The organism is Arthrobacter sp. Alg241-R88 (assembly GCF_900537115.1).
Classification (GTDB): domain Bacteria; phylum Actinomycetota; class Actinomycetes; order Actinomycetales; family Micrococcaceae; genus Arthrobacter.
Genome location: NZ_UNRG01000010.1, coordinates 115488 through 130196, shown reverse-complemented (window position 1 = coordinate 130196; position 14709 = coordinate 115488). Strand labels below are relative to the sequence as shown.

Sequence of the window (14709 nt, the reverse complement as noted above, 5' to 3'; positions counted from 1 at the left end):
CGGGGGAGGAGGCGGGGCAGGAGGTGTAGTTTCTGACGGTGTCCCGGAGGGCGTGGGCGACGGGATTTCGGTCTGCACCGCCGCGGGCTGCGCCTCCGTGCCGGCTCGGTTGAGGCTGATGACCGCGACGGCGGCGACCACCACCAGGACGAGTGCCAGCAGTGCCGCGATCCACCGCCGCCGTCCGTTCGCGAGCAGGCCATGCGGATGGGGGTTGGAGGGGTTGGTACCGGATGGTTCAGAACCGCCTGGCGTGCTCATTGTGCCTCACCTCATTGTGGGATGGTGGGATCAGTGTCCGCCCGCCGGGCCCCCGCTGGCTACATACGTGTCCAAACTGTCATCTGCGGGATGTTTTCGATTAAGTAGGGGTCCGGCAGCACTATGCGCTGGCCGTTAGTGGCAGCCCATCCCCGAAAGTTAGCAACGGCGGAACCGCGATACATCAGGGGAATCCGCAGAAATCCCGCAGGGTTGCCACCGCGGCATCACGACGGCGACAGTCGGGTCAGGCGGGGGCGGCCGGACGACGGCGGCGGGGCAGGCAGGCCAGGCGGGGCGCCGTCGTCGCAGTCGCCGGAAAGGTGCCCGGACCGCCGTAACGCTACAGCGAGCCCGCACGCATCCCGCGAACGGGAGCGTTGAGCCGTGCATGGCGCAGGATGGACACGATGGCAGGAGCGAGTTCGTCCTCCATCTGCCGGTACACCTCCGGCGCCCGGCGGTAGGGGTCGATGATGTCGTTCTCGGCCGGGTCCGTCGGCAGCGACAGATGCCGTACAGCGGCCGCCCGGGCCGGCAAACCCCGCCAGAAGGTGTGATTGGCTGCCAGCGGGTCGCCGTCGTCGGGCGTTCCTCGCTCCGGTTCCCTGCCCTCCGCAGCGGCAGCGCGCTGGTCGAGGACATCAAGCATCCGGGCGAACTCGCGGATGGTGAACGTCCTTTTGAGGAGCGACGCGTCCAGCTGCAGCACTTCGCCGCGGTGTCCGGAGGTCATGGTGAGCACCAGGTCCACACCGCGCAGGATCTTCGGCGTCAGCTGGCGGGCGGCAAAGTTCTCGGAATTGCCGCCGAACGTGCGCACAATGTCTGCGGAGATGGGCTGCATGGGGTCGCCCACCATGGCACGGGTTCCTGCGCTGGCCACCTCGAAAGCGCCCGGCAGCACCTGGTTGAGCCCCGCCTGCAGAAGGCGCTCAGCCACGGGGGAGCGGCAGATGTTGCCTGTGCAGACGGTCAGGATTCTTACTGGTGCGGGTGAGTCCAAGGGAGATTTCTCTTTCCAGCCGGTGCCTCCATGCTTTTCAACTTAACATGCAACAGCCCGACGGCGGCCTCCCCACCCCGAACGCTCCATCACCTTCCGCAGGTTTTTCGCGAACGCTCTATCACCTTCCGCAAAGGGACACGATGATATGTCTGTGGGAAGCGATATCGAACGGGATTGCGTGATTGCCGGCGGCGGCCCGGCAGGGATGGTGCTCGGCTACCTGCTCGCGCGCAGCGGCCTGCGAGTCACGGTGCTCGAGAAACACGGGGACTTCCTGCGCGACTTTCGCGGCGACACGGTGCATCCGTCCACCGTGAGCCTGCTCGGGGAGCTCGGGCTGCGCGATAAGTTCCTGCAACTGCCCCTGACACGGTTGCCCACCATGGACGCCGTTCTCGACGGCCAGCGCTTGACCCTGGTCGACTTCGGCACCCTCCCGGGGCCCGACAACTTCCTCGTTCTGGCGCCGCAGTGGGACTTCCTGAACTTCCTCGCCGGCGAAGCCGCGGCATTCCCCAACTTCGAGCTGCGCATGGGCACCGAGGTAAGCGGACTCATCCTCGAGCAGGACCAGGTGCGCGGTGTTCGGGCGGTAACGTCCGACGGCGGGCTGGAGATCCGTGCGCCGCTCACCGTCGCTGCCGACGGACGCAGTTCCGCCTTGCGTACCGCTGCCGGGCTCACTCCCGATGACTTCGGCGTGCCCATCGACGTGCTGTGGTTCAACCTGCCAAAGCCGCCAAACCCGCCACCCGCAACCCTTGGTTACATATCTGCGCAGGGAATGGTCCTCACCATCGACCGCGGCGATAAATACCAGTCGGGCATGGTCATCCAAAAGGGAGGTTTCGACGAGCTTCGAAGGACAGGGCTCGACGGCCTTCAAAAGCGGATCAGCGACGCGGCACCCGTCCTGCGCTCCGTCGTCGCCACCCTCACGGACTGGGACCAGATCAAGCTGCTCTCCGTCCAAATCAACCGGCTCCCGCGCTGGTACCGTCCCGGGTTCATCGCGATTGGTGACGCTGCCCATGCGATGTCACCGATGTTCGGCGTCGGAGTGAACTTCGCCATCCAGGATGCCGTTGCACTGTTCAACGCCATCGCCCAGGACCTCGTTCAGGGAACGGCGCCGGTCGAGAAACTCGCGGCGGTGCAGCGGCGTCGGGAGCGGCCGGTCAAGGTCATGCAGCTGCTGCAGCGCAACGGACACAAGGTACTTTTCAGGGCGACCGCCGGAAGTCGCGTTGCGCCACGTTGGCTTGTCCTGCTTCTCCGAGCCGCCTCACCCCTGCTGCGCCGCCTCACGGCACGTTTGGTCGGGGTTGGAATCCTCCCCGAACATGTGAAGAGTGGCGGCCCTTGACCGCAGAGGCGTGCTCGAACTTGCGGCGCTCTCCCACCCTTCGTGCGATAAGTGAGAGAGCGTCGAGCGGGGAGTTCAGAGCCCGGCCAGGAGCTGCTTCATCTGAGCGATTTCCGCTTCCTGTGCTGTGACAATGTCGCGGGCCAGCTGGACTGCCTCGGGGTACTTGCCCGCGCCGATCTCCTGCTGGGCCATCTCCACGGCACCTTCGTGGTGTCCGCTCATTTGCTCCATAAAGAGCCTGGCGGCCTCGGTGCCCTGGGCCGCCTTGAGTTTGTTGATGCCTTCAGCGTCCACCATCCCGGCCATGCCATGCCCGGAGTGATCGGACATCGCAACGGGCGCATTCCAGCTCTTGAGCCACCCGGTCATCGCCTCGATCTCGGGCGCCTGGGCGTCCTTGATCCTGGTGGCCAGCGCGGCGACTTCCGAGGGCAGGTCCGGCTTGGCCAGGACGATGTCGCTCATCTCCACTGCCTGCGCGTGGTGGGGGATCATCATCTGCGCGAACATGATGTCGGCTTGATTATGGTCGGCATTGGCGTCCGGCATCATGCTGGCCATCGCACTCGGGCTGCCGTGATCCGCGCCGTGGGTGCTGCTGCCGCCGGGGGTCCCGGTGCCGGCGGCGCAGCCGGCAAGGCCAAGCGAGGCGGCGAGGGCTGCGGTGACGGCGAACGTGCTGATCTTCATGGCAATGGGTCCTTCTGGTGGATATGAAAAAGCGTTTGGGTTTGGGCCGCGTTAAGTGAGAGAGCGTTTGGGTTTTTGCGGCGTTAAGTGAGAGAGCGTTTGGGTTTCAACGTACCTCGGCCGGGCTGAGGCGCACCCTCCGCAGCAGCTGGGCGTTCAAAGCCACCACGATTGTGGACACGGACATCAGCACGGCGCCGGCGGCCGGCGAGAGCACCACTCCGGCGAAAGCCAGCACCCCTGCGGCCAACGGCACGGACAGGATGTTGTAGCCGGTGGCCCACACCAGGTTCTGCCACATCTTCCGGTAGCTCGCCCGCGAAAGGTCCACCATCGACAGCACCGCGCGCGGGTCGTTTCCGGCCAGCACCACACCTGCCGATTCCATGGCGACGTCCGTGCCGGCACCAATCGCGATGCCCACTTCCGCACGGGCGAGCGCCGGCGAGTCGTTGACACCGTCGCCCACCATGGCCACCTTCAACCCCCGGGCCTGCAGCTCGGCCACCTTCTTGTCCTTGTCCGCAGGCAGGACTTCGGCAAACACCTCGTCAATGTTCAGGTCGGCAGCCACGGCCTGGGCCACCTGCCGGGCGTCGCCGGTGATCATGCCCACCTTGACGCCGCGCTTCTGCAGGGCAGCCACGGCTTGGCGCGACTCTGCCCGCACCGCGTCCTCAAGGCTGACCGCCCCAAGCACCCGGCCGTCGTCGACCACGTGCAGCACGGCTGCGCCGCGGTCCATCCACGCGCGCGTCGTGCCGGCCAGGGCAGAGGGTACGACGGCGCCAAGCTCGCGCAGGAGCGCGGGCCCGCCCACGTGCACCGTGCGGCCGCCCACGGAAGCACGGACGCCACGGCCAGTCAGCGAGCTGAAGCCGGCAACGGCGGGCAGCGGAAGGTTCCGCTCGCGGGCCGCGCGGACGATGGCCCGGGCCACAGGGTGTTCACTGTCGGACTCGACAGCCGCGGCCAGGGCCAGCAGCTCATCAGTTTCCACGCCGGTTACCGCGGCCACGTCCTTCAGTTCGGGCTCGCCGGTGGTGAGGGTGCCGGTCTTGTCGAAGAGGACCACATCAATAGTGCGCATCCGCTCCAGTGCCATCCGGTTCTTGATCAGGACGCCGGCGCGGGCAGCTTGCTCCGTGGAGAGGGCGATGACCAGGGGTATGGCCAGGCCCAAAGCGTGCGGGCAGGCGATGACCAGAACGGTGACGGTGCGGGTCACGGCTTCGGGGACACTGCCCAGGAGTGTCCACACGATGAAGGTGATAATGCCGGCGCCCGCCGCGAAGTAGAACAGGAAGGCTGCCGCGCGGTCAGCCAACGCCTGGGCCCGCGACGAGGATGCCTGGGCTTCAGCCACCAGCCGCTGGATCCCGGCAAGTGCGGTGTCATCACCGACCGCATCCACCCGGACCCGCACGCTGTTGTCCGTAGCGACTGTTCCTGCCACCACGGTGTCTCCAACGCCCCGCAGCACGGTTTTGGACTCGCCGGTGATCATGGATTCATCGAACTCAGCCTGCCCGTCAACCACGGTTCCATCGGCAGGCATCCGGGCGCCGGAGCGCACCAGGACAAGGTCGGCGGGCTGGAGTTCGGAGACGGGCACGGTCTCCGTTCCGTTGTCCGTGATGCGTTCCGCCTCATCCGGCAGCAGCGCGGCGAGTGCATCCAGCGCACCCTGCGCCGAACCCAGCGCCCGCATCTCGATCCAGTGCCCCAGCAGCATGATGGCAACCAGCAGCGCCAGTTCCCACCAGAAGTCCAGGTCGAAACCGCCGAGGCCAAGGCTGGTGACCCAGGAGGCAACGAACGCGACGCTGATGGCCATGGCGATCAGGAGCATCATGCCGGGCCTGCGGTCCTTCAGCTCCTGCAGGCCGCCTTTCAGGAAGGGCTGGCCGCCGTAGAGGAAGATCACCGTGCCGAGGACAGGGGGGATCCAGGTTGAACCCGGGAACATTGGGGCCATGTAACCGAGGATGTGGCCCACCATCGGGCTGAAGTAAACCACGGGAACGGACAGTGCCAGCGTGAGCCAGAACCTGTTTTTGAACATGGCCGTGCTGTGCCCGGCGTGTTGTCCAAGGGTGTGGACGGCATGGTCATCGTCTTGGGAGTTGTGGGCAGCGGTACGGGTGCCGTGTTGACCGTGGCCGGCCCGGGCCACAGCAGCTCCCGCTTCCGTGAGCGTGCCGCCGGCCCGGCCCTCGGCGTCGTGATGGTGCGTGTGGTGCTGGTGCTGATGGTCAAGCATGTCAGTTCCATTCCTTGATGAAGGATCGATGGGTGCTGGGGTTGAACGGCTGTGAAAGGCGGTGCGGGGCACCGGCCGGGACATACCACTTCACTGACAACACCTGAAATATACCCCAGGGGGGTATCTGGGTCAAGAGGTGTAGGTTAACCATTGCCTTGGGGTTCAGCCGTGGAAGGGTCTGCCTGCTCTGTCGCCGGTGCAAGTTTCCGGACATACTTGGATGACTTGGCAACGACGCCGGGACGTCCTGGCGGGCGGACGGAAAGAAGGACCGGAGGTGGCTGTGGCTGAACTCAGCGGCCCCTACACGTATTCGAGCGCATTGGGCGACAACCAATGCGTGGCGGGCACATTCCACGTGGAGCTGGACGGCTGGAAGATTGTGTGGTCGGACGGGATGTTCGAACTGCACGGTTATGAGCGCGGCGATGTGGTCCCCACGTTGGAGCTGCTGTATTCGCACAAGCATCCGGAGGACAGGCCGCGGTGCGAGGAGATCGTGGCGCAGGTCTGCAGGACCGGCGGTTATTTTTGTATGTACCACCGGATCATCGACGCCCGGGGGCGTACCCGGCGGGTGCTCACGTCCGGCGACGCGATTATGAACGCGGAGGGGGAAGTCACCTCCATCGAGGGCGTCATGGTGGACCTGACCTCCACGCTCCAGCGTGAAACGGAACAGACAGCCCGGGACGCGGTGGCCGGTGCCACGTCCACGCGCAGTGTCATTGACCAGGCCAGGGGGATCCTGATGGGCCAGCTGGGAATGGGTTCGGAGGATGCCTTCCAGATGCTGGTCAGCACCAGCAGCCATCGCAATGTAAAGCTGGTCGTGGTGGCCGCCGAACTGGTGCAACTGGCCAACTCGGAGGAGACGCGGGGCTATCTCACCGACGCTGTACGGGCAATCCAGCAGGACGGCCGGAAACCGGCAGCCCGCCGCCGCGCCAGCTGATCCGTTCCAGCTGATTCGTCCTAGGGGTGCTCCACCCAGCAGGCCAGGATGGTGGTGGACAGCTGGTAGGCCAGGGCGCCCCGGGTGATGGCGTCCGGTCCCAGGGTGGCGGGCAGGTCCGAGGCGTCCACCTGCAGCACGAAGCTGTCCTTCTGGAACACCGCTGAACCGTCCTCGGTTTCATACGCCGGAAACCCGAGGTTCGCCAGGCCCTCGATGGGCGTTGCGTCCACGGCGAGTGCCTGCATGGCCTCGAAGTAGTTCAGTGCTGTGGCCTGGTCCGCGGCTTCTTTCACGGAGATTTCCAGCGCGCCTTCGTCCAGGTGGTAGAGGCAGGTGAACGTGGTGTCGGCCCAGCTGTTCACGGTATGGGGGTCCTGCTTCAGATCGAGGATTGACGTGAGCCTGTCCATCGGCTGGACACCGCACACCATCTTTGCCGCTTCGCTGGGCCCCTCGGTGGAGGCTCGGGGGGAGGCGGCGCCGCCGTCGTGATGTCCGCGGCTGTGGGCTGCGGACGGGGAAGAGGCGGCGGAAGCAGCGTCCGACGGCGGTGCGGGCACCGCTCCCACGGACCCCGCCGCTGCTGCGCAGCCGGAGAGCAGCAGGGACGAGAGTGCCAGCGAGGCCAGCAGGGGAGTGCGGTTCTTCATGGCTCTTCCGTCCTGGCCGCGCCCCTTCGGGGAGTCGCGGCCGCCTGTCAGGCTTTGAGTTTTGCGTAGATGACGTAGTTGTCGTCGAAGAGGCCGGTGGCGGGATCGTAGCCGTCGCAGGTGATGAGGCGGAGTTCGGATCCTGCGGTGTTTCCATAGACCTCGAGGGTCGGGAATTCGTTCTTGCTGTAGAGCTCGCCGCGGTCAACAGTGAAAACGGCGGTGCTGCCGTCAGCGCGGGACACGGCGACCTCCATCCCGGGAACCAGCTTGCGGAGGTCTGCGAAGACGCCCCCGCGTCCATTGGGGGAGTTCACATGGCCCAGCATGACCGATGGTCCGCGTTCCCCGGGAGTGGGGGAGCCGTTGTACCAGCTGGCAGGGGCTCCGTTGCCGTCGTCCTGGGGCACCTCCAGTGAGCCGTTCTCCCGCAGGCCAAGGCTGAGGAGTTCGGTCCGAACACCGATGGCCGGGATTTCCAGCGACACTGGTTCGGACCGGGACAGGACCGCACTTTCTGCGGCAGGAGGCGCGGCGGCAGCGGGGCCGGCAGCGGAAGGCGCCGGCACGGCTGAACCGGGCACGGCACGGGTAGCCGCCGCAGAGGGTGCGGCGGAAGCGGAAGGCGGGGAACCGGCGTCGGGCGTTCCGGTACTGCCGGCACCGCAGCCGGCCAAGGCCAAGGCGAGCAGAAACCCGGCCGCCGAGGAGGCAAAAAGGCCCCCGCGGCAGCCGGAATTCATGTTAATCACGATGGTGATCAGCCAGCCGGTGCTTAGGCTGCTGCAGCGGTGCTGCGGCGGCGTACAACGTAGGCGCCGCCGGCGAGGGCGACCAGGGCCAGGCCGCCGCCGATGGCGAGGGCTCCGGTGTCGGTGCCGGTTTCCTGGGCAATGCCGGTGTCAGCGCCTCCCGCAGGCATCTTCATCTGCCCTGCAGTCAGGGTTCCGCACAACGCGGGGGAGGTGGCGGCGAGCGGAAGGGTCGGTGCGAGGTCGCTCTTTGCGGCCTGGCCGGCAGCGCTGAGGGTGGCAGGGTCAAGGCCGTGCACCACCACCACTGCGGTGCCTGCTGCGAGGGCCGCCCTGGTCTCGGCGTTCAGCTCGAAGGTGCGGTCAACGGTGTATGCGGCACCCTGGCCGCCCACCTTGAGGTCAAGGCCTGCTGCGGGGCTGGTGTCGCCGCTGGTGGAGAGGGTAGTGACGATGCCGCCGTAGGACGGGGCGCCTTCGGTGGTGGAAATGACCTGGTCGCCGTCCTTATCGGCGGAAGGGGCCGGGCAGACGCCCTGCGCTCCGCCATGGATGTGCTGGACGTGCGGGTACGGGGCGTCCATGAAGGTCGCCGGCATGCCGGAAACATTCAGGACAACATGGGCCTGGTTGCCCGTCACATCAACAGTGATGGTGCCCGAACCGGCGCTGCCGTTGAGCTGGCTCAGGGTGGACTGGTAGTGGTCCGCCCCGTCATGCGCCATGGCGGGGGCGCCGGAGAGGGCAAGGGCGCCCAAAGCGAGGGTGGGAACAGCCATAAAGCGGAGTGTCTTGTTCATCGGAAAGCAGTCTCCTCATACAAGTAACGTTGTCGTCCCAGATGAGGGACAGAAGTGCTTCGAAGCTGCTCCTGTTTCGGATGGGAAAGGAGTGAATTGGACCACAAGCATCTTCTGTTGTCTTCGTCCCCTGATGCTGCTTTGAGGCCATGCCTGCGGAAAGGTCGGCCCTGTAGGATGGTTTGAAGGTGCGCCGGGAAGTCTGGTCGGCATAATTTTGTCGACCCGGATTTGAGGACGCTTCATGAGTAAAACGCCCCCACCCAACCCCACCCGCTCCACGATCTTCGGACGGGGCAGCTATGCCGAATCCCTGCGGATCGGGGAGATCCTGCGCAAGGAAACCGTGGGTGGAGCGCTACTGGTGGCCGCGGCGCTCATCGCCTTGGTCTGGGCAAATTCGCCCGCATCGGACAGCTACTTCGCACTCCGGGACTTCAAGGTGGGCTACGAACCCTGGCACCTTGAACTGAGCCTCGGAGCCTGGGCGGCCGACGGGCTGCTGGCGATCTTCTTCTTCCTGGTGGGCCTCGAGCTCAAGCGGGAGTTCGTGGCGGGGGATCTCCGCCAAATCAGTAAATCGATCGTCCCGGTGGCCGCTGCAGCGGGCGGCGTGGTGGTCCCGGCGCTGATCTACGCCGCCATCAACCTCACCAGCCCGGAGACGCTGCGCGGCTGGGCCATTCCCACAGCCACCGACATCGCCTTCGCAGTGGCGGTCCTGGCCATCATCGGCTCGCACCTGCCCAGCGCGCTGCGGATCTTCCTGCTGACCCTGGCCGTCGTTGATGACCTCATTGCCATCACCATCATCGCCTTCTTCTACACCAGCGACCTGCACGTCATGCCATTGCTCCTGGCCCTCATCCCGCTGGCTATCTACGCGTTCCTCGCGCAGAAGTACCGCTACTTCTTTGGCCGGAAAGCTTCAGCGGCCTGGGTCATCCTGCTGCCGCTCGGCGTGGTCACGTGGGCCCTTGTCCATGCCTCCGGTATTCACGCCACGGTGGCCGGTGTGCTGCTGGGCTTCGCCGTTCCCGTGCTCCGCTCGCAGGCGGCGGGCGGACCCGCAGCGGGACCGGGCCTTGCCGAGGTCTTCGAGCACCGGTTCCGGCCCATCTCGGCAGGGGTGGCTGTTCCCATCTTCGCCTTCTTCTCCGCCGGTGTAGCTGTTGGCGGCTGGGAAGGACTGGGTTCAGCGCTCGCGGATCCGGTGGCGCTGGGCATCATCGTGGCGCTGGTGCTGGGGAAGCCCATCGGCATCATGGGCACCACTTGGCTCCTGACGAAGACCAGCAGGGCGGAGTTGGACAAATCGTTCAAGTGGATTGACGTGTTCGGGGTTGCACTGCTGGCCGGTATCGGGTTCACCGTGTCCCTGCTGGTGGCCGAGCTTAGCTTCGGGCAGGGAAGCCTGCATGATGACCATGCCAAGGTAGGCATTCTCGCTGCGTCGCTGCTGGCAGCCCTGCTCGCAACGGCCGTATTGAAGACCAGGAACCGCCAGTACCGTGCAGCTGAAGCTGCCGAAAGAGTGGACGCGGACCACGACGGCATCCCGGACGTGTACCAGGAGCGGCCTTAGAGCCGGCCAGCCGTGGAGTTTTTGTCCACGTATGCGGACTTCAGGGGTGGCGAAGCCTGCATACGTGGACAAAAACTCCGGGTTCTGGCGGGTGCGCTTTAGCGGCGCACCGACCGGCGGCGGCCCACAACGGCTTCGGCTGTGCCCACCAGGAGTACGGAGGCAATGACGGCCACGATGAAGCCCAGGAAGTTCAGCTCGAAGATGTCTCCGGTGCCCAGCAGGGAAGCGACCACTCCGCCGATCACCGAGCCCACCAGGCCCAGCAGGAGGGTTGCCAACAGGCCCAGGTTTTGCTTGCCCGGCTTGATGAGGCGGGCCAATGCGCCGATGATCAACCCTGCAACGATGAATCCGATCATGATGTGCTCCTTCGTGGTGGTAGCGGGCAGGTGACGCCCGGACTGCCGCGGTGGTGCCGCATTGGCTTCATTCTATGCACGGCCGGCATGCGGCTTTTGCTACGCCTCCAAAACCATCCGGAGGCTGTCCCCGGCTCCGGCCGCACCCCTGCCGCTGACCGCCCCGACCACGACGGCGGCAGTTTCCTTGAGCCTGGTGTTCTGGGCGCTGGAGGACCTGGTGAGCTGATAAATGGCTTCATCATGGGTACAGCGCTTCTGCGCCATGATCACGCCCACTGCCATGTCGATCATGGCCCGGGATTTCATGGCCGCGGCCAGGTCGTCGCTGGCGTCACGCAGTCCGGCCAGCTTCAGCGCAAGTTTCAGCGACTTTGAAGCGTTGGCCACGAAGTTCTGCGCGGTGGCTATGTCCACAGGGGACAGGCTTCCCGGCTTCTCGGCGTAGAGGTTAACCACAGCTTCCGCCTCACCGGAAAGATGCAGCGGGACAGCCAGGATGAAACCAATGCCCCGGTCCCTTGCCGCGCCCGTGTACTCGGGCCACCGCCGCTCCATGCTCACGTCCTGAACCAGGATGGTTTCCTGCCGCCGCAGGGCAGTGAGGCACGGTCCGTCCTCGAACCCGTTCTGGAGCTCATCCAGGGACCGGGCAAGAGAGTCGCTGCTTGCCGCAACCGCAGGCTTCCGGTGCCTTACCACCGTCACTCCACAGTGGAGCGGACTCACCGTCGTGGACAGCGTGGACGCGGCGAGCACTGCGAGCTCCTGGAGGAACGAGCTGACGTCCACACTGTTGAGGACCAGTTCCTGCAGGCCGCGGTCCTCAGCGGAGATCCACTGCTCTCCGCTGTCCTCCGGAATGCTGTTGGGCTGCCCCTGGCTCAACGCCGGCCTCCTTCACCGAAAACTCTTCCGGATTCAGAGGTTACTGTGTCCGGCCGCTGCCGGAAAAGCGACCACGCTCAAGCGGTGGCCAGAGGCTTGGCCTGTTGCTCCACGTGCCGGATTTCCAGCGCCTCAGGATCCAGCAACTTCCGCGCCCCGGTCCTTGCGTCCAGGATCCAGAACAGTTCCAGGGCGGGTACGACGTCGGTCACCCGCCCCCGGTGAAAGAGCTTGCCGTTGTGCCACGCTTCGATCTGGTCGCCGATGCGAAGCTGGGCCGTCATTACTTTTGGTGCCTCCATGATGCGGTGCCTCCTGCTGTTGTATCCCCGTAAGAACAGCTTGCCGTGGCGAGGTTGCTGAATTGTTTCAACAGGGTGTTTTTTCTGTGTCAGCAGCAGGGACTGCGACGCCGCGTGTGTCGCCAGGGGCATCACGACGGCGGGCTGACGCACACCGGGATCAGGCGGCCGCCTCGCGCCGGGCTGCTTCCACTGCCTCTTCGATGCCGCCTGTCCAGGGTTCACCGTGGCCGGGCAGGACCAGCGAAGCGCCGGTCCGCGCCAGCTGGGTAAGGGTGTCCAGGTTCTGCCGGCTGTCCATGGTGGCCGCTCCTGCCACGATGCGCGGACCCGTCCGTCCCGAATAGGGATCAAGCGTCACCAGGGCGTCGCCGCTGAACAGCACATCCCGGTCCCGCAGGTACAGGCCGCAGTGCCCGGCCGTGTGGCCGGGGGAGAACACCACCTCGGGCGATCCCGGCACCGGCAGCGTGCCGGATCCGGCAGGGAACAGGGTTAAGTCGTCAACGCCCTTCACCCGCAAGGCGCCCGCCCTGGTCATGCTGGCGAGGACGGGAAGGCCGCCGGGATGCGCCAGCGCAAAGACGAAACGGGACTTCTCGTGCTGGTACCGGTAGGGGTGGCGGGCGATGAAGGAATCGCCGCCGTGCACCCACACCGGCACCTTGAATTCCGAGTGCAGCCGGTGCGCCAGGCCCAGGTGGTCGAAGTGTGCGTGGGTGAGCACCACCGCCTTGATGTCGCCCACGGCATGCCCCAGGCCCCGCATTGATTCCTCCAGCGTCTTCCACATCGCCGGCAGCCCGGAGTCCACCAGGGTCAGCCCGTCAGGGCTTTCCACCAGGTAGAAATTGACGAAGGCCTCGGAGACGCAGTGCACGCCGTCCGCGACCGTGGTGAACGACGCCCTGCCCGAGGTGGCCTGCGTCATTTCCGTCCCCCCGCCGCCCGCGTTAGCGCCCGCACCGCGGCAACCCCACCTAAACCGGCAAGCACCCAGGGCCCGCCCACCAACAGCGGATCAATCCACTGGTGGTTCACGTCGGCGCGCTTTTGTCCAAACCGGGACCGGACACCGTGGCGGGAGAACTCGCTGAGCACCCCGGTTTCGGTGACGGGGTTGTCCGGACGCATGGTGGCGAACGATCGCAGATGGCTTTCCCAGGCGTCCACGCGGTCTGCGGCGATGAGCAGGAGCCAGTGCGCTGCCCGGCCCTCGCTGTACTTGTAGGCGTACTTGCGGATGGCCCCGGACGCGCCCTTGGGTGGGGTGGAGGTCCCGAAAACGGGGGTCAGGAATGCGTGTTCGACGGACCGTTCCCGGGGCCATTTCTCAGGCTGGCGCTCAGGGAAGTCCCAATGTGCGCCGGTTTCGATGCCAGGTTGTTCGCGGGGGTAGGAGGGCCTGTCGGCCGGGTCCAGGTCCGCACCCCAGCCCGGGATCCGGGCGCGCAGGTCCTCCACGGACTCCTTCAGGGCCGGCTTGGCCGCGGTGTAGGGCGTTGGTATCTCAGCCATGATGGTTTTTCCTTTCAGGCCGCGCTGGGAATGACGAGGGGTTTGATGCAGTTATCGAGCTTCGCGGAGAAGATGTGGTAGCCCTCGGCGATGTGTTCCAGCGGGATGCGGTGGGTGACGATGTCGCTGGGTTTGAGGTACCCGTTGCGGATGTGTTCGAAGAGCCGGGGCCATTGCCGTTTGACCGGGCACTGGTTCATCCGCAGTGTCAGGCCCTTGTTCATCGCGTCGCCGAATTTCACGGCGCTGAAAATGGGGCCGTAGGCGCCCACCACGGACACGGTGCCGCCCTTGCGGACGGAGTCGATGGCCCAGTTCAGGGCGATGGGGGAGCCGCCCTGGAGTTTGAGTTTGCTGCTGGTGACGTGCTGAAGGAAATTGCCGTCGGCCTCGGCGCCTACGGCGTCGATGACGACGTCGGCGCCGAGGTAGTCGGTCTCCTTCTTCAGGTGCACCACAATGTCGTCGTATTCGGCGAAGTTGTAGGTTTCGGCGTGGGCGAACGTGCGGGCCTTCTCCAGCCGGTACTCCAGATGGTCGACCACGATGACCCGGCCTGCGCCCATCAGCCAGGCGGACTTGGCGGCGAACAGGCCCACCGGCCCGGCGCCGAACACCACCACGGTGTCGCCTTGGGCGATGTCGCCGAGTTGGGCGCCGAAGTAGCCGGTGGGGCAGGCGTCGGTGAGCAGGACGGCGTCCTCTTCGTCCATCCAGTCGGGGATCAGGCCTGGCCCGACGTCGGCGAAGGGGACCCGCACGTACTCGGACTGGCCGCCGTCGTACCCTCCGCAGGTGTGGGAGTAGCCGTAGATGCCGCCCACCGCCGTCGCGTTCGGGTTCACGTTGTGGCAGTTCGAATACAGCCCGCGGGCACAGAAGTAGCAGGACCCGCAGTAGACGTTGAAGGGGACCATCACCCGATCCCCGACCGTCAGGTTCTGCACCGAGGAGCCAACCTCGTGCACCACGCCGATGAATTCGTGCCCGAACGTCATGCCCACCCGGGTATCGGGCATCATGCCGTGGTAGAGGTGCAGGTCAGAGCCGCAAATCGCAGCCCTCGTCACCCGCACGATTGCATCATTAGGATGCTCAATCTTAGGAATGTCTTTTTCTTCGACCCGGATCTTGTACGGGCCGCGGTAAACCATTGCTCGCATGTGTGCCGCCTTGGTTGTTGGCTGGCAGTGCGGTTCCGTCTCATCCAGGAACCACCCCGCTGCTTGAGGCGCACCGCGTGCCCTACGTTTCCACTTCAGGCGGGAGCTGGTCAAGGGTCGCTGCGCCGGCACCGGC

At 65.8% G+C, this 14709-nt stretch carries 15 protein-coding genes and 1 pseudogene; 3 read left to right on the top strand and 13 right to left on the bottom strand.

What is annotated here, in order from left to right; all coding sequences use genetic code 11:
* Window positions 1-261, bottom strand: a pseudogene (locus tag G6R19_RS17900) (LytR family transcriptional regulator); the annotation flags it as partial.
* Between the two features lie 343 nt (window positions 262-604).
* Complete coding sequence (locus tag G6R19_RS17895) at window positions 605-1267, bottom strand: low molecular weight phosphatase family protein (RefSeq protein ID WP_163167446.1); 663 nt, start codon at window positions 1265-1267, stop codon at window positions 605-607.
* A 148-nt stretch (window positions 1268-1415) separates the two neighbouring features.
* Between G6R19_RS17895 and G6R19_RS17890 the strand changes: the two genes are divergently transcribed.
* Window positions 1416-2636, top strand: a complete 1221-nt coding sequence (locus G6R19_RS17890) for an FAD-dependent oxidoreductase (protein ID WP_163167444.1) — start codon at window positions 1416-1418, stop codon at window positions 2634-2636.
* 75 nt (window positions 2637-2711) lie between these two features.
* On the opposite strand, the gene G6R19_RS17885 is transcribed toward G6R19_RS17890, so the two are convergent.
* Window positions 2712-3329, bottom strand: a complete 618-nt coding sequence (locus tag G6R19_RS17885) for a DUF305 domain-containing protein (protein WP_163167442.1) — start codon at window positions 3327-3329, stop codon at window positions 2712-2714.
* Window positions 3330-3435: 106 nt separating this feature from the next.
* Window positions 3436-5592, bottom strand: coding sequence for a heavy metal translocating P-type ATPase (locus tag G6R19_RS17880; RefSeq protein WP_163167440.1), 2157 nt, complete (start codon window positions 5590-5592; stop codon window positions 3436-3438).
* 223 nt (window positions 5593-5815) lie between these two features.
* On the opposite strand from G6R19_RS17880, the gene G6R19_RS17875 reads away from it, so the two are divergent.
* On the top strand, window positions 5816-6550 hold the full coding sequence (locus G6R19_RS17875; protein WP_163167438.1) for a PAS and ANTAR domain-containing protein: 735 nt from the start codon (window positions 5816-5818) through the stop codon (window positions 6548-6550).
* A gap of 20 nt (window positions 6551-6570) precedes the next feature.
* Here the strand turns inward: G6R19_RS17875 and G6R19_RS17870 are convergent, their stop codons facing one another.
* Genes G6R19_RS17870 through G6R19_RS17860 form a run of 3 tightly spaced genes read right to left on the bottom strand, consistent with a single transcriptional unit; the run spans window position 6571 to window position 8755 of the window.
* The gene (locus G6R19_RS17870; RefSeq protein ID WP_163167436.1) at window positions 6571-7203 is read right to left on the bottom strand and encodes a hypothetical protein; all 633 of its coding nucleotides are present in this window, start codon (window positions 7201-7203) and stop codon (window positions 6571-6573) included.
* Window positions 7204-7250: 47 nt separating this feature from the next.
* Window positions 7251-7946 carry a class F sortase gene (locus G6R19_RS17865; RefSeq protein ID WP_163167481.1) on the bottom strand — a complete coding sequence of 232 codons (696 nt, stop codon included), beginning with the start codon at window positions 7944-7946 and terminating at the stop codon, window positions 7251-7253.
* A gap of 32 nt (window positions 7947-7978) precedes the next feature.
* Entirely contained in the window at window positions 7979-8755 is a 777-nt protein-coding gene (locus G6R19_RS17860) for a CHRD domain-containing protein (protein ID WP_205484561.1), read from the bottom strand.
* Between the two features lie 244 nt (window positions 8756-8999).
* On the opposite strand from G6R19_RS17860, the gene nhaA reads away from it, so the two are divergent.
* On the top strand, window positions 9000-10340 hold the full coding sequence (gene nhaA, locus G6R19_RS17855; RefSeq protein WP_163167435.1) for a Na+/H+ antiporter NhaA: 1341 nt from the start codon (window positions 9000-9002) through the stop codon (window positions 10338-10340).
* A gap of 98 nt (window positions 10341-10438) precedes the next feature.
* Here the strand turns inward: nhaA and G6R19_RS17850 are convergent, their stop codons facing one another.
* The 6 genes from G6R19_RS17850 to G6R19_RS17825 all read right to left on the bottom strand — a co-directional run bounded on the left by G6R19_RS17850 (window position 10439) and on the right by G6R19_RS17825 (window position 14573).
* Window positions 10439-10702, bottom strand: coding sequence for a hypothetical protein (locus G6R19_RS17850; RefSeq protein WP_163167433.1), 264 nt, complete (start codon window positions 10700-10702; stop codon window positions 10439-10441).
* 99 nt (window positions 10703-10801) lie between these two features.
* On the bottom strand, window positions 10802-11590 hold the full coding sequence (locus G6R19_RS17845; protein WP_240341953.1) for a GAF and ANTAR domain-containing protein: 789 nt from the start codon (window positions 11588-11590) through the stop codon (window positions 10802-10804).
* Window positions 11591-11667: 77 nt separating this feature from the next.
* The gene (locus G6R19_RS17840; RefSeq protein ID WP_163167431.1) at window positions 11668-11892 is read right to left on the bottom strand and encodes a hypothetical protein; all 225 of its coding nucleotides are present in this window, start codon (window positions 11890-11892) and stop codon (window positions 11668-11670) included.
* Window positions 11893-12052: 160 nt separating this feature from the next.
* Window positions 12053-12823: an MBL fold metallo-hydrolase gene (locus G6R19_RS17835; protein ID WP_163167429.1), complete on the bottom strand. Its 771-nt coding sequence runs from the start codon at window positions 12821-12823 to the stop codon at window positions 12053-12055.
* A complete protein-coding gene (locus G6R19_RS17830; RefSeq protein WP_163167427.1) occupies window positions 12820-13410 on the bottom strand; it encodes a hypothetical protein in 591 nt (196 codons plus the stop codon). Before G6R19_RS17830 ends, G6R19_RS17835 begins: the two co-directional genes overlap by 4 nt.
* 14 nt (window positions 13411-13424) lie before the next feature.
* Window positions 13425-14573 (bottom strand): zinc-dependent alcohol dehydrogenase, encoded by a 1149-nt coding sequence (locus G6R19_RS17825; protein WP_163167425.1) that lies wholly within the window; start codon window positions 14571-14573, stop codon window positions 13425-13427.
* Between the last annotated feature and the right edge of the window lie 136 nt (window positions 14574-14709).

Excerpts from the sequence above, each read along its gene's own strand:
- G6R19_RS17830 (WP_163167427.1), bottom strand. The coding sequence starts at position 13,410 with ATGGCTGAGATACCAACGCCCTACACCGCGGCCAAGCCGGCCCTGAAG.
- G6R19_RS17880 (WP_163167440.1), bottom strand. The coding sequence starts at position 5,592 with ATGCTTGACCATCAGCACCAGCACCACACGCACCATCACGACGCCGAG.
- G6R19_RS17840 (WP_163167431.1), bottom strand. The coding sequence starts at position 11,892 with ATGGAGGCACCAAAAGTAATGACGGCCCAGCTTCGCATCGGCGACCAG.
- G6R19_RS17850 (WP_163167433.1), bottom strand. The coding sequence starts at position 10,702 with ATGATCGGATTCATCGTTGCAGGGTTGATCATCGGCGCATTGGCCCGC.
- G6R19_RS17860 (WP_205484561.1), bottom strand. The coding sequence starts at position 8,755 with ATGAACAAGACACTCCGCTTTATGGCTGTTCCCACCCTCGCTTTGGGC.
- G6R19_RS17870 (WP_163167436.1), bottom strand. The coding sequence starts at position 7,203 with ATGAAGAACCGCACTCCCCTGCTGGCCTCGCTGGCACTCTCGTCCCTG.
- G6R19_RS17885 (WP_163167442.1), bottom strand. The coding sequence starts at position 3,329 with ATGAAGATCAGCACGTTCGCCGTCACCGCAGCCCTCGCCGCCTCGCTT.
- G6R19_RS17835 (WP_163167429.1), bottom strand. The coding sequence starts at position 12,823 with ATGACGCAGGCCACCTCGGGCAGGGCGTCGTTCACCACGGTCGCGGAC.
- G6R19_RS17875 (WP_163167438.1), top strand. The coding sequence starts at position 5,816 with ATGACTTGGCAACGACGCCGGGACGTCCTGGCGGGCGGACGGAAAGAA.
- nhaA (WP_163167435.1), top strand. The coding sequence starts at position 9,000 with ATGAGTAAAACGCCCCCACCCAACCCCACCCGCTCCACGATCTTCGGA.
- G6R19_RS17825 (WP_163167425.1), bottom strand. The coding sequence starts at position 14,573 with ATGCGAGCAATGGTTTACCGCGGCCCGTACAAGATCCGGGTCGAAGAA.
- G6R19_RS17865 (WP_163167481.1), bottom strand. The coding sequence starts at position 7,946 with ATGAATTCCGGCTGCCGCGGGGGCCTTTTTGCCTCCTCGGCGGCCGGG.
- G6R19_RS17890 (WP_163167444.1), top strand. The coding sequence starts at position 1,416 with ATGTCTGTGGGAAGCGATATCGAACGGGATTGCGTGATTGCCGGCGGC.